The 18,883-nt window shown below is 55.6% G+C and carries 16 protein-coding genes; 5 read left to right on the top strand and 11 right to left on the bottom strand.

The features are described 5' to 3' along the window. Positions 1 to 158 precede the first annotated feature (158 nt). The 3 genes from eptB to QZQ97_RS20125 form a co-directional block, all read right to left on the bottom strand. Positions 159 to 1,853, bottom strand: coding sequence for a kdo(2)-lipid A phosphoethanolamine 7''-transferase (eptB, locus tag QZQ97_RS20135; protein WP_311994894.1), 1,695 nt, complete (start codon positions 1,851 to 1,853; stop codon positions 159 to 161). A gap of 222 nt (positions 1,854 to 2,075) precedes the next feature. Next, positions 2,076 to 2,501 (bottom strand): organic hydroperoxide resistance protein, encoded by a 426-nt coding sequence (locus tag QZQ97_RS20130; protein ID WP_004950797.1) that lies wholly within the window; start codon positions 2,499 to 2,501, stop codon positions 2,076 to 2,078. A gap of 158 nt (positions 2,502 to 2,659) precedes the next feature. Further along, positions 2,660 to 3,124, bottom strand: a complete 465-nt coding sequence (locus QZQ97_RS20125; RefSeq protein WP_311994893.1) for a MarR family winged helix-turn-helix transcriptional regulator — start codon at positions 3,122 to 3,124, stop codon at positions 2,660 to 2,662. A 111-nt stretch (positions 3,125 to 3,235) separates the two neighbouring features. Here QZQ97_RS20125 and QZQ97_RS20120 point away from each other — a divergent pair, with 111 nt between their 5' ends. Further along, a complete protein-coding gene (locus QZQ97_RS20120; RefSeq protein WP_311994892.1) occupies positions 3,236 to 3,835 on the top strand; it encodes an HD domain-containing protein in 600 nt (199 codons plus the stop codon). 3 nt (positions 3,836 to 3,838) lie between these two features. Here the strand turns inward: QZQ97_RS20120 and QZQ97_RS20115 are convergent, their stop codons facing one another. The 4 genes from QZQ97_RS20115 to QZQ97_RS20100 all read right to left on the bottom strand — a co-directional run bounded on the left by QZQ97_RS20115 (position 3,839) and on the right by QZQ97_RS20100 (position 9,669). Continuing rightward, positions 3,839 to 5,233, bottom strand: coding sequence for a carbohydrate porin (locus QZQ97_RS20115; RefSeq protein ID WP_311994891.1), 1,395 nt, complete (start codon positions 5,231 to 5,233; stop codon positions 3,839 to 3,841). A 128-nt stretch (positions 5,234 to 5,361) separates the two neighbouring features. Then, entirely contained in the window at positions 5,362 to 6,765 is a 1,404-nt protein-coding gene (locus tag QZQ97_RS20110) for a glycoside hydrolase family 1 protein (RefSeq protein WP_311994890.1), read from the bottom strand. 14 nt (positions 6,766 to 6,779) lie between these two features. Further along, positions 6,780 to 8,651: a PTS beta-glucoside transporter subunit IIABC gene (gene bglF / locus QZQ97_RS20105; protein ID WP_311994889.1), complete on the bottom strand. Its 1,872-nt coding sequence runs from the start codon at positions 8,649 to 8,651 to the stop codon at positions 6,780 to 6,782. 259 nt (positions 8,652 to 8,910) lie between these two features. After that, positions 8,911 to 9,669 carry an SDR family NAD(P)-dependent oxidoreductase gene (locus QZQ97_RS20100; RefSeq protein ID WP_311994888.1) on the bottom strand — a complete coding sequence of 253 codons (759 nt, stop codon included), beginning with the start codon at positions 9,667 to 9,669 and terminating at the stop codon, positions 8,911 to 8,913. A gap of 114 nt (positions 9,670 to 9,783) precedes the next feature. Between QZQ97_RS20100 and QZQ97_RS20095 the strand changes: the two genes are divergently transcribed. Together QZQ97_RS20095 and QZQ97_RS20090 are read left to right on the top strand one after the other, a co-directional pair. Continuing rightward, positions 9,784 to 10,647, top strand: coding sequence for a LysR family transcriptional regulator (locus tag QZQ97_RS20095; protein ID WP_311994887.1), 864 nt, complete (start codon positions 9,784 to 9,786; stop codon positions 10,645 to 10,647). A 92-nt stretch (positions 10,648 to 10,739) separates the two neighbouring features. Next, entirely contained in the window at positions 10,740 to 11,489 is a 750-nt protein-coding gene (locus QZQ97_RS20090) for an NAD-dependent epimerase/dehydratase family protein (RefSeq protein WP_311994886.1), read from the top strand. Here the strand turns inward: QZQ97_RS20090 and QZQ97_RS20085 are convergent. Beyond that, positions 11,486 to 12,934: an alpha/beta hydrolase gene (locus tag QZQ97_RS20085; RefSeq protein WP_311994885.1), complete on the bottom strand. Its 1,449-nt coding sequence runs from the start codon at positions 12,932 to 12,934 to the stop codon at positions 11,486 to 11,488. The genes QZQ97_RS20090 and QZQ97_RS20085 overlap by 4 nt on opposite strands. A gap of 129 nt (positions 12,935 to 13,063) precedes the next feature. Beyond that, positions 13,064 to 13,300: a DUF4282 domain-containing protein gene (locus tag QZQ97_RS20080; protein ID WP_004950762.1), complete on the bottom strand. Its 237-nt coding sequence runs from the start codon at positions 13,298 to 13,300 to the stop codon at positions 13,064 to 13,066. Between the two features lie 154 nt (positions 13,301 to 13,454). Between QZQ97_RS20080 and QZQ97_RS20075 the strand changes: the two genes are divergently transcribed. Then, a complete protein-coding gene (locus QZQ97_RS20075) occupies positions 13,455 to 14,054 on the top strand; it encodes a histidine phosphatase family protein (protein WP_311994884.1) in 600 nt (199 codons plus the stop codon). Between the two features lie 1,012 nt (positions 14,055 to 15,066). Here QZQ97_RS20075 and QZQ97_RS20070 read toward each other — a convergent pair. Further along, positions 15,067 to 15,819 carry a nucleotidyltransferase domain-containing protein gene (locus QZQ97_RS20070; protein WP_311994883.1) on the bottom strand — a complete coding sequence of 251 codons (753 nt, stop codon included), beginning with the start codon at positions 15,817 to 15,819 and terminating at the stop codon, positions 15,067 to 15,069. A gap of 114 nt (positions 15,820 to 15,933) precedes the next feature. After that, a complete protein-coding gene (locus QZQ97_RS20065; RefSeq protein WP_311994882.1) occupies positions 15,934 to 17,814 on the bottom strand; it encodes a diguanylate cyclase domain-containing protein in 1,881 nt (626 codons plus the stop codon). Positions 17,815 to 18,404: 590 nt separating this feature from the next. Here QZQ97_RS20065 and QZQ97_RS20060 point away from each other — a divergent pair. Beyond that, on the top strand, positions 18,405 to 18,731 hold the full coding sequence (locus QZQ97_RS20060; RefSeq protein ID WP_311994881.1) for a hypothetical protein: 327 nt from the start codon (positions 18,405 to 18,407) through the stop codon (positions 18,729 to 18,731). The last annotated feature ends 152 nt before the right edge of the window (positions 18,732 to 18,883 follow it).

Genomic DNA, 18,883 nt, shown 5'->3' with positions numbered 1-18,883 from the left:
CGCAGCCTGAGCCGGATGAATTGATGAAGGAAATGTATTGAAGAGAATACATCCACAAAATAATTGGAGTTGCATCACGGGTACAGCCAACACAGATGCAGCTTCAAGTATGACGGGGATATTAACGCCGGGCGCGGCCGCGCCCGGCGGGAAGAAAATTACAGCGGGGTCGCCGCCGCTTTTTCCTGCGGGATGTTGCACCAGTTGTTTTTATCTACGATGCCGCCATCCGGCGATGTGTAACCCAGGCAGCCGAGAATGGTATCAAACAGCTCGACGTGACGGTGGGTCTTGCCGATGCGCTGCTGCGCCTGCAATTGCTCAAACGCGCTGCGATGCTGCGGATCTTCCAGGAACTTGTCGGAGGTCCATACCATCATCGGCACGCGGAATTGCTCCGGCGGCGCCATTTCGCGCGGCGTGCCGTGCAGGTGTGAATTCTCGCCTATCGACTCACCGTGATCGGACGAATAGAACACAATCGCCTTCTTATCGCGCACCTGGTCGATCACATTGGCGATAAAGCTGTCGGTATACAGCACCGAGTTATCGAAAGCGTTAACCAACTGATCTTTGGAACAGAAGTCGTCAACGCCGATGCACTCCGGCTGATAGCGCGCGTAGCTGCGCGGATAACGCTGCGAATAGAGGTAATGTGAGCCTTTGGTGTGCAAGATCACCATATGCTTGCCTTTCGGGTAACGCGCCAGCGACTCCTTCATTTCGTCCACCAGCAGCATATCGTCAACCGATTTGCCGTCGTTGCGTTTCTCGGAAGCGATCATCTCGCGGAACGAATAGTTATCCACTTCGGTATTGTTGTAGAACCACACCTCGCTCTGCATGGCGAACAGCTCGGAGGTGAAGCCCAGATTTTTCAGCACCGCGAACACGTTTTGCTCTTTCAGCGTGCGCTGCGGATTGTCCGACGTGCCGCCTTCGCGCACGAACATGCAACGCAGCGACAGCTTGGTGGAGGTATCGCAGGATTCACCGCGGAATGCCACCAGGTTTTTCTCCTGCGACAGCCTTGGCGTGGTATCACGGTCATAGCCGAGAATGCCCATGTGATCCCAACGCGTGGTCTCACCAATGATGAACACCACGTAGGTATCATCGATATCCGCCGGCGGCACATAGGTAAAATTCTTGGCCGGATCGAACAAATTGGCCTGATCGAGGCTTTCGTCGTAGCGGGTATAGGCAAACAGCCCCAGCGCCGAGATCCAGTTGGATGGCAGGTAGGAATGCGCCACCACGCCGCCGTAACTCGGCAGATCGACGTTAGTGATTTTTTCCTGTGCGCTTTGCTCTTTGTCCAGCATACGCAGCGGCAGCCAGACCAACGCCACCACCGCCGCCAGCACCACCAGCGGTTTCACCCGGTGCCCAGGGGTTTTCAGCTGTTCGATCAGCGTATAGCGCAGGTTGTTTTTCCAGATGCACAACAGCGGCAATGCGCTGAGCACCACCATCCACAGTACGAAATGCATCCCGACCACTTCTTTCGACAGGTCGATATCCGTGGTCATCACCGAAACGACGATACCGTAGCCAATCACCACGTTGAAGAACGTCATGTAATAGCTGGCGGCAACGGAAATCAGCACCAATAGCGAAGCGATAATGCGGTAAAACAGCCGGCCGCCCAGCGATACCAACCGCATAATGAAGAAGGTGAACAGAACGATCGCGATAACTTCAGTTACCGCAGAGATAACCTTAATCCCCTGAATGCCGTGCGAAAGCGAATCAAAGCGACGATAAAAAACGGAAAGGTTCAAAAAGATGCCGATATAGATCGCTAACAATAACGATAAATTCTGCTGTGATAGCGATTTGACTTTGTTCATGTAACGCGGTGGCTCCGGAGCTTTAACAGTTCTGAATCAGTCAGACATTGGATGCGGCTGCAGGTTCAGCCGATCGGCAATAAGCGCTATTTTGGGGGTAATAATCAAGTGAATTCTCAAAAAATAGGCATTTTTTGCCGTTTTTTGTGATGAAGATAAATGCGGGGCAGAAGGGAAATGGAGGGTTATCCCTCCATTTTTTCCGTGGTGTCGGCGAAAACGTTATTTAACGTTAAGAGTTACATCAATATTACCGCGGGTGGCGTTGGAGTACGGGCACACCACATGGGCTTTTTTCACCAGATCTTCGGCTACGCTGCGTTCAATGCCCGGCAGGGTGATATCCAGCTGCACTTCGATGCCGAACCCATTGGGGATTTCACCGATGCCGACGGTACCGTCGATTTTGGCCTCGGCCGGGATCTTCACTTTTTCTTTCGCCGCGACAAACTTCAGCGCGCCGAGGAAGCAGGCCGAGTAACCGGCGGCAAACAGCTGTTCCGGGTTGGTGACTTCACCGCCCGCGCCACCCATTTCTTTCGGCACGCCCAGTTTTACATCCAACACGCCGTCGGATGAGGTCGCACGGCCGTCGCGGCCACCGGTGGCTGTTGCATGAGCGCGGTAAACAACTTTTTCAATGGACATAAATCGTTCCTTCTTTCTGGGTTGGAGGTATGACATCGGGTTCAGTAGGCTGAACGCCGTCACTGCTCTATCTTTCACGATTAAATCGCACACTACTTATATTTGGCGCTTAACTCAGTGTAGTGCACGATCGGCGATCGTGCTTCCGGCACGGGTCATCAAATCTGGTCGATCAGCTTGCCGCGCAGCTTTTCCAGCTGCTGCTTGATATTCACTATTTCGTCGAGGCTGCAATCGGTGGCGCACATCACCGCTTCCGGCACCGCCTGCGCTTTTTCACGCAGCGCGCGGCCGTTATCGGTTAAGGCGATAATCACCTGCCGCTCATCGGTAGTGGCGCGGTAACGCACCAACAGGCCGGCGGTCTCCAGCCGCTTCAGCAGCGGCGTCAGGGTGGCGGAATCGAGAAACAGCCGTTCACCGATGTCCGTTACCCTGATTTCATCCCGCTCCCACAGCACCAGCATCACCAGGTATTGCGGATAGGTGAGTTCGAGTTGGCTCAGCAGTTTGCGATAGACCTTGTTCAACGCCAGGTTGGCGGAGTACAGGGCAAAACACATCTGCTGGTCGAGCAGCAGCAGGTTTTTCGCCGTGGGTTGTTCGCTATCTTTGGTTTTCATGAATTGAATATAGATAGTGCACGATGTAATCGCAAACTATTTTTTTCGCGATGTGCTACATTTTTTAATGCAGGGGATGCCACAGCAGGGTGCTGTGCGGAGGAAAAGGATATGACAACCACACTGGTAGAACGTGCGCGCCGCTACGCCACCAAAGCGCATGCGGCGATAGATCAGCGCCGCAAATACACCAATGACCCCTACATTGTTCACCCGCAGGCGGTGATGGAGATCGTCAGCAGCGTACCGCACAACGAAGCGATGCTGGCCGCCGCCTGGCTGCATGACACGGTGGAAGACACGCCGACCACCCTCGGGGATATCGCAAGCCATTTTGGGCCGCAGGTCGCTGAACTGGTGGGCATGCTGACCAACGTCAGCAGCGCCGGCGGCGGCAACCGCTTTGAACGCAAAAACCGTGACCGACGGCACAGCGCCGGCGCCTCGCCACAGGCTAAAACCATCAAACTGGCGGACCTGATCGACAATACCCGTTCACTGCTGGAATACGACAGCCACTTTGCACGAACCTATCTGATTGAAAAACAGCGGCTGCTGGAAGTGCTGACCGAAGGTGACCCGACGCTGTGGCGCCAGGCCAGCCATATCGTCGAACAAGGGCTGGCCAGGCTCCAGTTGCCGCCGCATAACGTCCCGGCAAGCTGGTTCGAACATGCGCGCCAACGTTACCGGGAAAGCGATGCGGCGTAACCGTCAGAACGTCACCACCGTTTTCAGCGCCGTCACCCAGGCATCCTGGGTTTCGCTGACGCCCGCCGGGTGATGCCAATATTGCAGACCCGGCTGCAACTGTAGCCAGGGGGTAACATTGAAGCGATAGAACAGCTCCGCCGTTACCGAATGCCCCGGCACCGGGCGATAGTTGGGATCCTGGTAATCGGTAACGTTGTTGATTTGATTCATATAACGCTGATTATCCCGGTAACGATCGCTCAGCTTGACCATAGACACCCCCAGCCCCAGCCAGTCGTCCGGCCGCGCGTCGAACAGGCCATGGTAGCGAATGCCGGTCGAGGTGGAATAGTGCATATAATTAGAGCGCTGGTCCGCCAGCCCCAGGCTGTAGAACAGGCTCAAACCCCGGCTGGCGTCATCACGGTGGCGCGTCACCTGTTGGTTAAAACCGCTATACAGGAACCAGGTGCGGTTATGGTTGCGATATCCGTTCGGATCGGTCGCACCCGCCCCACCGGAAACCCCTTCATACAGATCCTGCTGCCTGGCGTTGGTGAACAGGACACCGATGTTGTACACCCCCGGCAACTGATTGACCGCGTTGGTTTTCAGCTCCAGCTCCATCGGCAGTAAAAAGCCCTTGCTGCCCTTGGTGGTGGTGCTCCAGGCATGGCCGCGGCTCGTGGCGTTCGGGTTCTGCTCCATCACCCCGGTTTTGAAGGTCAGCCCGTCGGTCAATTTGTACTGCAGCGTGGTGCCCCAGTAGTGCACGTTCCAGTTATACCAGGTCAGCGAGTTGGCGGACTTGCCGCCGCACAGCGCCAGCGTCTGGAAATCGCAGGGAATGATCTGATCGAAATCCTGCACCTTGTTCATCATGCCGACTCGCCACTGCAGCCGGCGATCGAGAAAACTGCGGCTGAAGGTCAGCCAGCCCAACCGGGTGATCGACTGGCCGCCATAACTTTCCTGCGACAGATCGGTCGTATTGGCGCGCGGATCCTGCAAACGATCGCGCGTCAGGTTATTGTCGTGGTTGCGGTTAACGATATTGCCCTCAATGGCCGCGTCCGGGATGCCGGTCAGCGCCTGCAAATCCTGACTGAAGGTCAACGAGAACTGATCGATATACGAAGCCTGCTTATCCTGGTTATACCCGCCGCCGGCGTTATACGACAGCTGGCTAAGATAGCCGAGGTTATAGTGAAAGCCGCTCTCTTCGAGGATCGGTCTGATCCCCAGCATATCGCCCAGCAACCCCGGAGAAGGCGGTTCGAAGCCGAGCGCCAGACCCTCCCATTTAACGGTTGCCGCTTCGACGTCTTTGCCGGTTTGCAGCGTTTCCGCCTGCACGCTACTGCAAAACAGCAGCAGTGCCGCGAGTGTCCCGGTGTGAGGTAATGGATATTTCATTATTATATTTCTCCGCATATAAAACGCTGACTGCGGGCAACAGCATTCCCTGGGCGAGAATTCCCCATAATTGGCAGCAGTGAATAAAGGTGATTGCCCGACGATTGCCGCCGGGCGGGTATTCAGATTTAGCCTTGGTCTTTCAGGCTGTTACCGTTGCTCTGGATCACATCGCGATACCAGTAGAAACTCTTTTTGCGGCGACGCTCCAGGCTGCCGTTGCCTTCATCATCACGATCGACGTAAATAAAGCCGTAGCGCTTGGACATCTCGGCTTTGGAGGCGCTGACCAGATCGATCGGCCCCCAGCTGGTGTAGCCCATCACCTCCACGCCGTCGTCAATCGCTTCCGCCACCTGCACCAGATGGTCATTGAGGTAGTTGATGCGATAGTCGTCGTTGATGCTGCCGTCGGCTTCAATGCGATCCTTGGCACCCAGCCCGTTCTCCACGATAAACAGCGGCTTTTGGTAGCGGTCATACAACACGTTGAGCAGATAACGCAGGCCAATCGGGTCTATCTGCCAGCCCCATTCCGAACTGGCCAGATGCGGGTTCGGCACCATGTTCAGAATGTTGGCACGGGCAGTTTCGTTCTGCGTCTCGTCGGTGGTGACGCAGCCGCTCATGTAGTAGCTGAATGAGATAAAATCGATGGTCTCGCGCAGCGCCTGTTGATCCTCGGCGGTGATCTCGACCTGAATGCCGTTTTCACGGAAATAGCGCTTCATATAGGCCGGATAGCCACCGCGCGCCTGCACATCGCCAAAGAACAGCCAGTCGCGGTTCTGACGCTGGGTTTCCAGCAGGTCCTCCGGCCGGCAGCTCAGCGGATACAAAATACCGCCCAACAGCATGTTGCCGATTTTGCCTTCCGGCACGATCTCATGGCAGGCCTTCACCGCCTTGGCGCTGGCTACCAGCTGATGATGGATCGCCTGATAAATCTCGCTCTTGCTGCTGCCCTCCGGCAGGCCGACGCCGGTGAACGGGGCGTGCAGCGACATATTGATCTCATTGAAGGTCAGCCAGTGCTTCACCTTGTGCTTATAGCGTTCAAACACGGTACGCGCATAGCGCTCAAAGAAGCCGATGGTCTTGCGATTACCCCAACCGCCGTACTTTTTCGCCAGCCCGTACGGCATCTCATAGTGCGACAGGGTAATCAGCGGTTGAATGCCGTATTTGGCCATTTCATCGAACAGCCGATCGTAAAACGCCAGCCCGGCCTCGTTGGGGGTTTCCTCATCGCCCTGCGGGAAAATGCGCGTCCAGGCAATGGAGGTGCGCAGGCACTTGAAGCCCATTTCCGCGAACAATGCGATGTCCTGCGGATAACGATGGTAGAAGTCGATCGCCACGTCCTTGATGCCGCTGTCGCCGTCAACCCGTGGCGTCACCGCACCGAAAATGCCCTGTGGCTGCAGATCGGAAGTCGACAGCCCTTTACCGTCGGTCTGGTAAGCCCCTTCCACCTGATTTGCCGCCACTGCGCCGCCCCACAGAAAATGGTCTGGAAATTTGCTGCTCATCGCTTTCTCCTTGGTTAACGTAATAAAGTCAGCAGCGGCGCCTGTTCCTGCACCCTGCCCTGGCCGCTGGCCAACACGTCGACGTAGTCATCGCTGTTGCTGACGATGATCGGCGTGGTGGTATCAAAGCCGGCGGCGTGGATCGCCGCCTGGTCAAACTCAATCAGCAGATCGCCCGGGTTGACCCGATCCCCTTCTTGCACGTGGGCGGTGAAATGCAGCCCGTCGAGCTTGACGGTATCGATGCCGACATGGATGAGAATTTCCGCCCCGTCCTCCGACTCAATGCCAATCGCGTGTTTGGTTTTAAACAATGACGCCACGCGCCCCGCCACTGGCGCCACTACCCGCCCTTGCAACGGAACGATCGCCACGCCCTTGCCCAGCAACCCGCTGGCGAAGGTGGCGTCGTCGACCTGTGCCAACGGCATCACCTCGCCGGCGATCGGGCTGACGACAATCTCCTTGCGATTCAGCGGCGTGACGGATTTCGGCTCCTGTGGCGCGGCTTCCTCGGCCGGCACTACGCCGAACAGATAACTGGCCACAGCGGCGAAACAGAACGACAACAGGGTGCCGCCAATCGCCCCCCACACCGTGGCATCGAAGCCGCCTGCGGGAATAATCTGCGCAAAGGTGAAGACGCCCACCAGTCCGAAAGAGTAAGTGGCGGTATGGGCATAGCCGATCACCGCACCGCCGAGCGCACCACCGATGCAGCCAAAGATAAAGGGCCGTTTGTTCGGCAAGGTCACGCCGTAGACCGCCGGCTCGGTAATGCCAAATACCCCGGCGCCGATGGCCGAACCGGCCAGCGCCCGCAGTTTGGCGTCGCGGGTGCGCAGCATCACGCCCAGCGTGGCGCCTACCTGCCCCATCACCGCCGGCAGCAGCAGCGGCACCATGGTGTCGCGCCCCAGCACGCTCAGGTTATTGATCATCAACGGCACCAGGCCCCAATGCAGGCCGAAGATCACGCACACCTGCCACATTGCCCCCATAAAGGCACCGGCAACGATCGGGTTAAAGGCATAGATACTTTGATAACCGTTGGCCAACAGGTGGCTGAGCCAGGTTGCCGCCGGGCCGATCAGCAAAAAGGTCAGTGGCACGGTAATAGCCAGGCACAATAGCGGCGTAATGAAGTTGCGCAGCGCGCTGTGGATCACCCGGTTAAACAACGGCTCCAGCCGGCATGAAACCCAGGCGGCGAAAATAATCGGGATCACCGATGAGCTGTAATTGATGAAGGTCATCGGGATGCCGAGGAAATACTCGCGCACTGCGCCTGGCTGCTGCGCGGCTTCGAACGCCGCCATCATCAGCGGGTGAGTCAGCGCGCCGCCGATCGCCATGGTAACGAACGGATTGCCGCCGAACTTTTTCCCGGCGGTATAGCCCAGCATGATCGGCAGGAAGTAGAACAGCGAGTCGCTGGCGGCAAACAACATTTTAAAGGTGCCGCCGCTTTCCAACAGCCAGCCACAGGCGAGGCTCAGCGCCAGAAAACCTTTCAGGATCCCCGAAGCGGCCATTACCCCCAACAGCGGGGTAAAGATGCCCGACACCACGTCGATAAAACGGCTGAACAGGTTTTCCTTCTTGCCGTCACCCTCGTCACCCGCAGCCGTTCCATCGCCCAGACCGGCGACCTGATTAACCGCGTTATAGACTTCCGCCACATGGTTACCCACCACCACCTGGAACTGCCCGCCGCTCTCGACCACCATGATGACGCCGGGGTTTTCTTTCAACGCCGCAGCATCGGCGCGCTGACTATCACGCAGCTTAAAGCGCAAGCGAGTGGCGCAATGCACCAGGCTTTTCACGTTGTCGCGGCCACCGACGCCGGCCAAAATCTCACTGGCTAATGTGTCATATTTCATAGCGTTATCCTTACAATCAATGTTCTGCCGCTCCTGCGCAGCGATGGCCAATCGCCTTGACGGAATTCAGCGCAAAAAAAAACCTAAACCTCATGGCCTCTGATCCCAATAAGGACAGAAGCACGAGGTTTAGGTTTTGCCTGCCGGAGCAGTGACAACCCTAAATCGGCTGAGCTATGACGTTAACACCCGGCTTTTTGCCGAGGCAAGACTTTCCGGCAGCAAATTGTGGAACTGTGATCGGCAGTACAAAACGACCTCAGTGGGCAAAATAGTGCATGCCGCCATCTACCGGGATCACGGCGCCGGTGATATAGCGCGCCAGCGGGGAACAAAGAAACGCCGCCAGATAAGCCATGTCCTCCGGTTCGCCAAAGTAGCCGATCGGGATGTTCTGCTTGATGAACGCCTGGCGTGCGGCCTCGGTGGGATGCAGTTTTTCGCGCACCTGTTCGCTGTTAATCCTCCCGGGCTGCAGCGTATTGACGGTAATGCCCTGCGCCGCCAGCTCGCTTGCCAACCCCTTGGCCCACAGGTGCAGTGCGCCCTTGGCGGCGGTGGCGGCATTCAGGCTGCGCGGTTCCATCGAACCGCTGATGTTGATCACTCGCCCCCACCCCTGCGCCTGCATGCCGGGCAACAGCGCATGGGTCACCCGGCGGGCCGGCGTAAAGTTCAAGGCAAAGGCCTCTTCCCAACCGGCGTCACCTTCGCTCAACGCGGTTGGACGAGCGCCGCCGACCGCATTAATCAGGATATCAATCGTCCCGACCAGGCGTGCCGCCTGCGCCAGCATGCTGTCGAGCGCCGCCGCGTCGGTGATGTCCGCCGCGATCGCATAGGGCCGCGTACCGCCGCTTCGTTCAACCTCATCGGCCAGAGCCAGCAAACGTTCCTCACGGCGGGCGGTCGCCACCACGGTAACTCCCTGCGCCGCCAGAACCCTAACCATACCGGCACCGATGCCTTCGCTGGCGCCGGTAACCAGCGCAACACGATCCTGGAGCTGCAAATTCATAAGTAATCCTAATTGAATAATTCAATTTCGCTAAAGAGATAACGGCATTGAATCACAGCCCGCTCTGTGTGAATATTCCTTAAAATCGCGGCAATACTGTGCAGGAATTCACTGATGTTCGATTGGCAGGATTTAAAACACTTTGTGGTGCTGGCACGCACCGGTTCATTGTCGGCGGCAGCGCGAGAATTGGGCTGCGACCACGCAACGGTCGGCCGGCGGGTGGCGGCGCTGGAGAAGGCGCTCGGGCTGCGGCTGATCCTGCGGTTGCCGCGCAGCACTCCGCTGACGCCGGACGGCCAAAGGGTCGCCGGGCTGGCGGCAGAGATAGAAAATCAAAGCCATGCCATTGCTCGCCATGCCCGCAGCGCCAGTGAAACCCCGCAGGCCCAGGTGCGCATCAGCGCGCCGCCGTCGGTCGCCGCACGGGTCATAGCGCCGCATATCGCCGAGTTTCACCAGGCTTTTCCGCATATTACGCTGGTGCTCTCCGGTGAAGCCTCCATTGCCGAACTGGATCGCGGCGACGCCGAAGTGGCGGTACGCATGGTGCGGCCACAGCAGCCGGATCTGCTGGTACAACGCATCGGCATGATGCGCTACAGGCTGTACGCTACCCCGCAGCACGCCGCCCTGCCGGAAGCGGCGCGAGCGTTTATCGCCTACGACCATCACTACAGCAACCAGCCCCACCAGCAGTGGTTGCAGCAACTGCTGCAGGGCCGCCCGGTGGTGTTTCAGGCCAGCGATCTGTTCTCTTTGCAGGAGGCTGCACGATCGGGGCTGGGGGCCGTAGTATTGCCGACATTCGTCGCCGATAACGACCCGGCACTGGTCGCACTGCCGACGTCGATAGCGCCGCCAACGCGCGAGTTATGGCTGGTCACCTACCCCGACCTGGCGCGTTCCACCGCTATCCGCACGGTCATGACTTTCCTGAGCGATCTCATCGGAAAACAATGCCCGCTGGCAACATGAAACATCAGAATGGCTAATTGAATGCTGGACAAAAGTCACGCGGGGGATTATTACTGATCACCGCGTAATTTACTTTATGGACAGCTGTGATCATGACATTGCGTACTGAGTTTGGACGAATTTTGATTACCGGCGCGGGCGGCCGGGTTGCCACGGCATTCCGTCAGTCGGTAGGAAATCGCTATCAACTGCGGCTGGCGGAAAGAGACATCAAGCTGTTGACCGGCCTGCAACCCGGCGATGAAGTGATCAGCTTCGACATTGCCGATCTCGAGGCCTGCCATGCGGCCTGCGCCAATATCGATACCGTGCTGCACCTGGCCGCCGATCCTTCCCCCGACGCCGATTTTTGCCACTCGCTGAAGGATAACAATATCCTCGGCACCTACAATATTTTCCGCGCGGCGAAAGACGCAGGCTGCAAACGCGTGGTATTCGCCAGCAGCGCACAGGCGGTAGAAGGCTATCCGCTGGATTATCAGATTCGGCCGGAAGACGCCCCCAAACCGAAAAACCTGTACGGCGTCAGCAAGGCGTTCGGCGAAGGCATCGCCGCCTATTTCGCCCATCAGGAAGGGCTTTCCGCGCTGTCGGTACGCATCGCCAACTTCACCACGCTGGAAGCCGGCGAGCAGCTAAGCGCGCGTGACATGAGCGCTTTCCTCAGCCATCGCGACGCCGCCGATCTGCTGGAACGCTGCATCCGCATTGAAGGCGTGCACCATGCGGTGGTGCACGGCGTCTCCAACAACCGCTACAAGCGGCTGTCGCTGGAAGAGACCAGCCGCCTGCTCGGCTACTACCCGCAGGACGATGCGTTCAGCATCCTCGGCTTCGCCTAGAGTTTTTCGTCGATACGCATCAGCAGGTAGGGAAAGAACGGGTTGGAAGCGATGCGCATCAGCGAATCGAGATCGACCACCAACACCGACCGTTCGCCGCGCGCGGCGATAGTACCAAGGCTGATGCCGAACTCATTGCGCTGCGCCGGGAAACGCCCATACAGCGAATCGCTCACCGGGAACGGCAGCGCCACATGCGACAACGAATAAATATCCGCCGGGTAAGTCATCCCCAGCGGCTGCACGGTTTCCGTGGTTTCCCCGGCGGCCGTTATGCGGGCAATCGCCTCACTGCTTTCCGGTAAAGCATTGGCGATTACCGTCGTCTGGTAACGGCGCGGGGGTGCGGGCAACAACTGGCTAACCGCCGCCGCCGCGTTTGGCCGCAGCAGCGGCCCGAAGTTGATTGTACGATTGACGTCAAACAGCACCAGTTCGCTGCCGTTCGCCGGTAATTCGTTGTATAAGGCGCGGATCACCGCCCGGGTGCTGACGGTGGAATCCATCACCGACTGGAAGGTCAGCACCGGCGGCAATGTGCCTGTTTTGCCGGCACGCGCCGCACGGACGATTTGCTGTTGCAGGCTATTGCTAAGCAGATAAGACTGCCGTGCGCCGTTCACCGGAAACGAGTTGTATTTATACGGATTAAACTCCGGCAACACCCCGAGCCACGCCGCTTTGGCAAACGCCGGGAACACCGCCGGCCAACCGGCGATGCCGGCGAAACGGGCAAAGCTGGTGACGCCGATCATCGGCGAAATCAGAATCAGCCGCTGCGGTGCCGCCAGTTTTGGGTCTTCCAGCGCGTCCAGCGCATATTTCATCGCCAGCGCACCGCCGTTAGAAAAGCCCACGATATGCAGCGGCTTGTCGGCCCCGACTTTACTGCGTGCCTCGCGTACCGCCAACCGCGTCGCCGCCAGCCAATCGCGCCATTCGATATCGGTCAACGCCCCCGGCACCGTACCGTGCGCAGGCAGGCGAATGCCGACGGCCACAAAACCGCGCTGCCGGTAGTTTTCGGCGATATGCCGCAGGCTGTAAGGGGAATCAGTCAGGCCGTGCAGCAACACCACCGCGCCACGCGGTTCGCCCTGCGGCAACAGCTCATAGGAGCGGTTCCAGTCCTGGGCGAAGTGCGGTGGATACACAGGGCTGCCGTCGAAATAGCGGTTGAGCGGAATGCGTTCGCTGGCGGAAAGCTTGTCGGTAACGTTAGCCTTCACTTCGTTGAACACGCGGTTTTCGGCGGCCAGATACGCTTGCCAGTCAGCCTTATCCAGCTCGGCTGCAGACAATTCGTGCGGTACAAAAGTGTGCCACGGCTCCAACGCCGGGCCGCTTTGGGTGTCGTAAACCCGTACCGCAAGCAACGTGAATACGACGGTGACGGCCACTATCGTCAGCCGTTTGATCCCTTTGATTATCGCCCTGGACGGCATACTCACCCCTGAATTCACGGTTATCCAGCAGCGATTATAGGTGCTAAAGGCGCTCAGGGGCAGCGGAGTGCCATGAAAGCACCAAGACAGGAATGAACAACGCCGGGCAAAGCCCGGCATTTTTTTAAATTAAGGCTTTTCGGCGATTTTGCGCAGGTACTCGTTGTTTTTGAATGCAATGATGATCATTTCAAAACAGACGCGGGTAAACACGCCGCCGAGAATAATCCCGAGCAGGCCACGGAAGAACTCCCCGTAGAACATCGCTCCAATGCCGCTAACAAGAATGCCCAACAGGCACAGCCAGTAAACGGCAGTGATGATTTTCGGCGTCAGCATCGCGTCAAAAAAGAAAATATTTTTCATTGTAAATCCTTCCTTAGGTCAGTATTTAATTATCCCAGAGGCGACGCGTCGATATGGCGGCCGGCCCTATTTGTTACGCCGGTTATGATAACGAGTTATGCGAGGCAAAGCGCAGGAAAATCAATGAACCATTGCATGAAGGTTGAGGGTAAAGATGCGCAATAAGATAGGCCACAACATACTGGGCTGTTTGGCGGCATTGCTGCTGTGCAGCCAGAGCGCACAGGCGCAGGAAACGCTGATCTTCGTCCGGCACGGGGAGAAACCCGCCAACAACAGCGGCCAGCTGACCTGCAAGGGATTGAACCGCGCACTGGCGTTACCGCAGGTGCTGCTGAGCCGCTACGGCAAGCCGGACTTTATCTTTGCCGCCGGGCCGAAGGAGAACAAAAGCGGCAGTTCGCTGCGCGCTTTATCGACCATTATGCCCACCGCCGTGCGTGCAGAGTTGCCCATCAACATTCAGTTCCACGCCGACGACATCGCCGGGCTTGAACAAGCGCTGCTCAGCGATAAATACCAGAATTCGCGCGTTTTCATCGCCTGGGAACACAAGAACCTCGACAAGGTGGTGAAGAACATCGTTGCCGCACGCGGTGGCGACGCCAATCAGGTGCCCAAATGGCCAGGCAGCGACTTCGACAGCATTTTTGTGGTCACGCTGGATACCAGCGGCGGAGTGAATAAGGTGTCATTCAAGCAGGAAAGTGAGGGGTTGACTCAATTGGCGGAGACCTGCCCTTCCGCAGGGTAAAACCAAACTGCCGTCGATGAGGTGGGCCTGCTTATTTGATTTTCACTGAGGGTAGAAAACATACGGGCTCCGTAGCGATCTGGCTTTGCCCTTTAGATGAAAGAACCTGGACTTAAGTACAGCTTATATATTATGACCCGCGATATATAATAAACCTCGTTAGGCGCTGGTAAAAAAAACCTGACCTTTACGGTCAGGTAGCCAATACAGCCAACACCAGGGAAAATTTTCCGGTCAGACAGGGTATGCAAAAAGTCACTGCTGACCGGGGTGATTACTTTAACACTGCTAATCTATATTTTCAAATTCATCTTCACCAAAGCAGCAGGTCTTTAACCAGACACCTCCGATTTGAGTTTATTTCCGATGCCAGGTAGAGATGTAACCGGGAACTCAGAAGGCATAATAGCTTTATGTTCGATTAATGATTCCAATCATGCAAATAAGCCAACTATTGATTAAATAATACCAAACCATTATCCAATAACATATGAAATCCATATGTTATTGGAATCAATATAACAATTAATTATTTATTGAAATAAATCGTTATAAAACCATTTTAAATTTGAATAACAAACAGCCACCTTCACTAATATCAAAATAATATTTTGTATTTCATTATTTGGATTGAATATATACGAGAACGTGTAAATATCTTTCTTAGCGGGGCTAAGGTAGCACCGCACTGATTAAGGAAAGATCATTATGTCTAAATCTCCCCTTGGCACTACAGCACCAACAGGGCAAAAATGCCCTGAAAGTGGCGTTTGGACGGTTGTGGGTATACCTTCAACCACCGCGCCTATCGCTAAAGGCAACACCATGCCGCCCTATAATAAACAGGCTGTCACCTGGAAGTTAACCCAGTACGCCTAAGCCACAGAGTATTAAGCCTCTTCTTATAGAAGGGGCTTAATACAGCTGACAAAGTCTTCATCGTTTTTCTTCACCCTGTCAGGGCGAACATGGGTAACATGTGATAAACCCGCATGGCAGACACCTCTCCCTATTATTGGTGTTCAAGCCAACCGAGAAAGTCCCTCGCTTTATCGGCAAATGCCGCGTCGTTAGCAGTGCCGGCAGCATGCGCCAGCAGATATTCCACCTCTCCCGCCTTATCAGGATAAACAGCCAAAAATTGCTCAGCGTAATCATTAAGGGCAATCGGCCAAAACAGGCTGTCTGGATCGCGCAGCATATTGGTTGCCCTGATCAGCTTTCTGGCCACCTCACGTTTAAGCCGCTGTAGCTCTGCGGGCACCCGCTCCCCGGCGATGTTTTGGAAATATTGCTCAAGCACAGCCCGCAGATCGGCATTTACCGCCTGCGCAATGCGTCGGTCCGGCTGAAAAAGCGGAAACGCGGAGGAGAGATCGCTCCCCCAAATACACCGACAATGGTGTTTCAACCAATAGCCCCAGCTAGAGAGATTGCTCGGTTTCAGCGCCTGATCAACAGTGCCGATATCAAAATCCACCTTGCTTACTATCGCGTGATGCTGCTGAAAATTTTGTCGCCACTGCTCGATGCGCCGTAACTCCACCTCGTCGGCTGGCCGGGCCAACAGCAGGGTAATGTCCAGATCGGAAACACCGGGCATCGCTTCACCCCGCGCGACGCTGCCGTAGAGATAAATGCTGTGGATCAGTTCAGGAAATTGACGCGGCAGCCCAGTGGTCAATGCCGCCAGCACGGGCGCGAACGCATCCTGTAGCTGAAAACCGGTCACCATGGGAATAAAAATATCGCCGTCCAATGTCATTGGCTGCTCCATATGTGGGGTTTTAGCGTGAGCACAGGGAAATGCAAAAATGCTTCAACTGAGGTGTCTTAGCATGCCTGTAATCCCCCATCAAAGCCGATAAAGACGATTCACCTAGCGGATCGTATAGGTCTTTTTGCCTGCGGACTTCGCCTGGTACATGGCGTCATCGGCTTTGGTCAGTAACGCTTCAGCGCTGAGAGTGCCGTCTGAGGAAATCGCTGCGCCGATACTCGCGGACAGGGTCACCTTCTGGTTGCCAATTTGCGTTATCGCCGCCAGCTGCGTGAGCAGCTTCTCGCAAAACTCACTGACCTGCCGCTCCGGATCCATTAGCGGCCACAGAATCACCGTAAACTCATCCCCGGCTAACCGCGACACACTGTTGCTGTTGTTGGTGCCGGCACAGGCACTGAGCAGTTTGGCGAAAGTCTTCAGGATCAGATCGCCAAAATCATGGCCGAAGGTGTCGTTGATGGCTTTAAAGCCATCAAGATCGATGAACAACAGCGCCATCTGCTGCTGGGGGCAACAGAGCTGCAATGTGCCGGCCAGCCGGCGCAGGAAAGCGCGTCGGTTGGTTAACCCTGTCAGCATGTCATGGGTGACATCGTATTCCAGCCGCTGCTGCAAGCGTTTAAGCTCGGTGATGTCCATAGACAAAATATAGAGACCCTGCGTTTCGCAGGGCACTAATGTGGTATGGACCATCAATAACCCTTGCCGCGTCTGGAGTTCATTCTCAAAGCTTACGGCTTCCCCGCATAACGCTCTTTCGATCACAGGTTTGGCCGTCGCATAAGCAGCCTCTCCTATCAACTCCCGTACCGTCATTTCCTTGAGGCGCGCTTCATCCAGGCCAAACCAGGTCTTATAAGCGCTGTTGGCGAAAAGATAACGTTCCTCGTTGTCGATCTGGCTGATCAGGGCCGGCATATTGTCGGTAATGGCGCGCAGACGTTCTTTCTCCGCGCTAAGTTGATGTTCGGTAAGGACTCTGCTGTCAATTTCGAGATTGAGTTTATTGACGACCACGCTGAGCTCGTGGGTACGCAGTTCGACCCGCTCTTCCAGCTCATGCTGCAACGCGAACAAATCGGCCTCAGCCGCTTTACGCTCGCTGATATCCACGATGACCGAAATAAAATGGTGGGGATTACCGTTTGGCAAGCGGTTAAGGGCCACCGTAAGTTGAACCCAAATAATTGAGCCATCTGCACGGTAATAACGTTTTTCCATCGAATAGGTTGCTATCTCGTTGGCCAGCAACTGTTTCAGCAGGCCAAGGTCGATATGCAGATCGTCCGGATAGGTGATGTCCTGGAACGTGCGCTCCAGTAATTCCCGTTCAGAATACTGCAGCATTTCGCAAATGCGTGGGTTGACGCGCAACCAATACCCTTCCAGCGAGACCAGTGCCATGCCTACCGCCGCCTGAGAAAATGTCTGTTCAAACAGGGCTTCGGTGCGCTGCAGGTTAGATTTCAGGCTTTCGGTATAAATATCACGCTCAACACCATGCAGGTGTTCTTCGATTACCGCGGCAAAATCCCGTAAGTCGTGCGCCCTGTCATGGGAAAAGGATTGAGGACGGCTGTCAATAATGCATAGCGTGCCCAGCGGCAGGCCATCCAGCGAGAGCAAGGGCTGCCCGGCGTAGAACCCAATCTTTGGGCCACCGGTGACCAAAGGGTTATCGAAAAAACGGGGGTCGACTGCGGTATCGGGCACCACCATGGTCTCTCGCTGCAAAATGGCGTGCCCGCAGAAAGAAATATTGCGTGGTGTCTCCCTGGCATCCAGACCAAAGCGCGATAAAAACCACTGACGATCACGATCTATCAGAGAAATCAGCGCAATGCTGACGCCAAAATATTTTGCGGCCAGCCGCGTGATGCGGTCCAATTTTTCCACTGAATTCGTGTCCAATACGTTCAACGAATTCAGAACCGACAGACGTTCGGCTTCATTCTCTGGAAAGCATGGCTCGAACATGTGTACTCCGGTAGTAGTTTATTTAAATACAGATTAGACGTTTTTCTATTGCCCTGGAAAACCAATTATGATTGCACTTGGAATAATTTCGGCAGGAATCACTGAGGGGATTAAATTTATCATGATGATAATATTTAAATAAAAATTCTCGTGAAAAATAGCGCTCTGTAATCAATGTTAGCCGCTCAGAGCAAGGGGGATGATCCTACCGGTAATATTGCTCTACCCACCCTGTACAGGTGTCGGAGATAATAAGGACAGTAAGGTAATAGTAAATTGCGATCCCGATTCCAATCCCTGCAACAAATCCCTGTAAATCCATCCAGCCTGTTTCCTGCGTGTTATCGCCGGGATAGAGTCTTCTTGCTGCGGCAAAATCCGCAGTCGGGATTGGAACCCCGTACCCTTCAACTCTGAAAAGACTTGTGTTTTTTCAGCGCCTACGTGCACACTCAGTTCGGTGGCTCAGGCAGGACAACCGCAAGGTTGGCCGGTGACTGAAGGGCCGGAGTTCCAAACCTGTCTGGGCCACCACCAAAGCTTGGAACTCTTTGGCAGTGGTGATAACCATCCTTCAAGGGAATATCATCATGACTGAAATGAATCAAACACCTATCGACAGCTCTATCTCCATCTTCCGCAACCTCATTGCCGACCTGCAATTCTGCAAACTCAGCGATATCCAATTGTGCGATCTCAGCGCCGTGGCTCAGGAATCCGCAGAAGGGTTATGTCATGGCTTATTGTATCTGGCGGAATCGCTGGAAAACGGGGAACAGAGCTCAACGAGCAGCAGGGCGCAAATCAGCGCCTGGCTCAAAGCCTCCGCGCATGTGCTCCCAGCCCTGTTAGAACTCAGCGAGCAGGCGAACAACCACCTGTTTCGGATGCATGAAGGCGGTGTTTATCAATCCTAGTTTGCCCGCTATGCGTTATTGATTTGATGGCGAAACCTGCAAAAAAGACACCGACCGTGGGTGTCTTAATTTTTATGCGGGCCAAATGCAGAGTGCCCTGCCGTATCTAAACCCAACACTAAAAGTGCTAATATTTTATCGTTTTAACGGCT

The organism is Serratia sp. root2 (assembly GCF_031931805.1).
Classification (GTDB): domain Bacteria; phylum Pseudomonadota; class Gammaproteobacteria; order Enterobacterales; family Enterobacteriaceae; genus Serratia; species Serratia inhibens.
The sequence above is the reverse complement of the archived record's forward strand: the minus strand, read 5'-3'. Positions and strand labels throughout refer to the sequence as shown.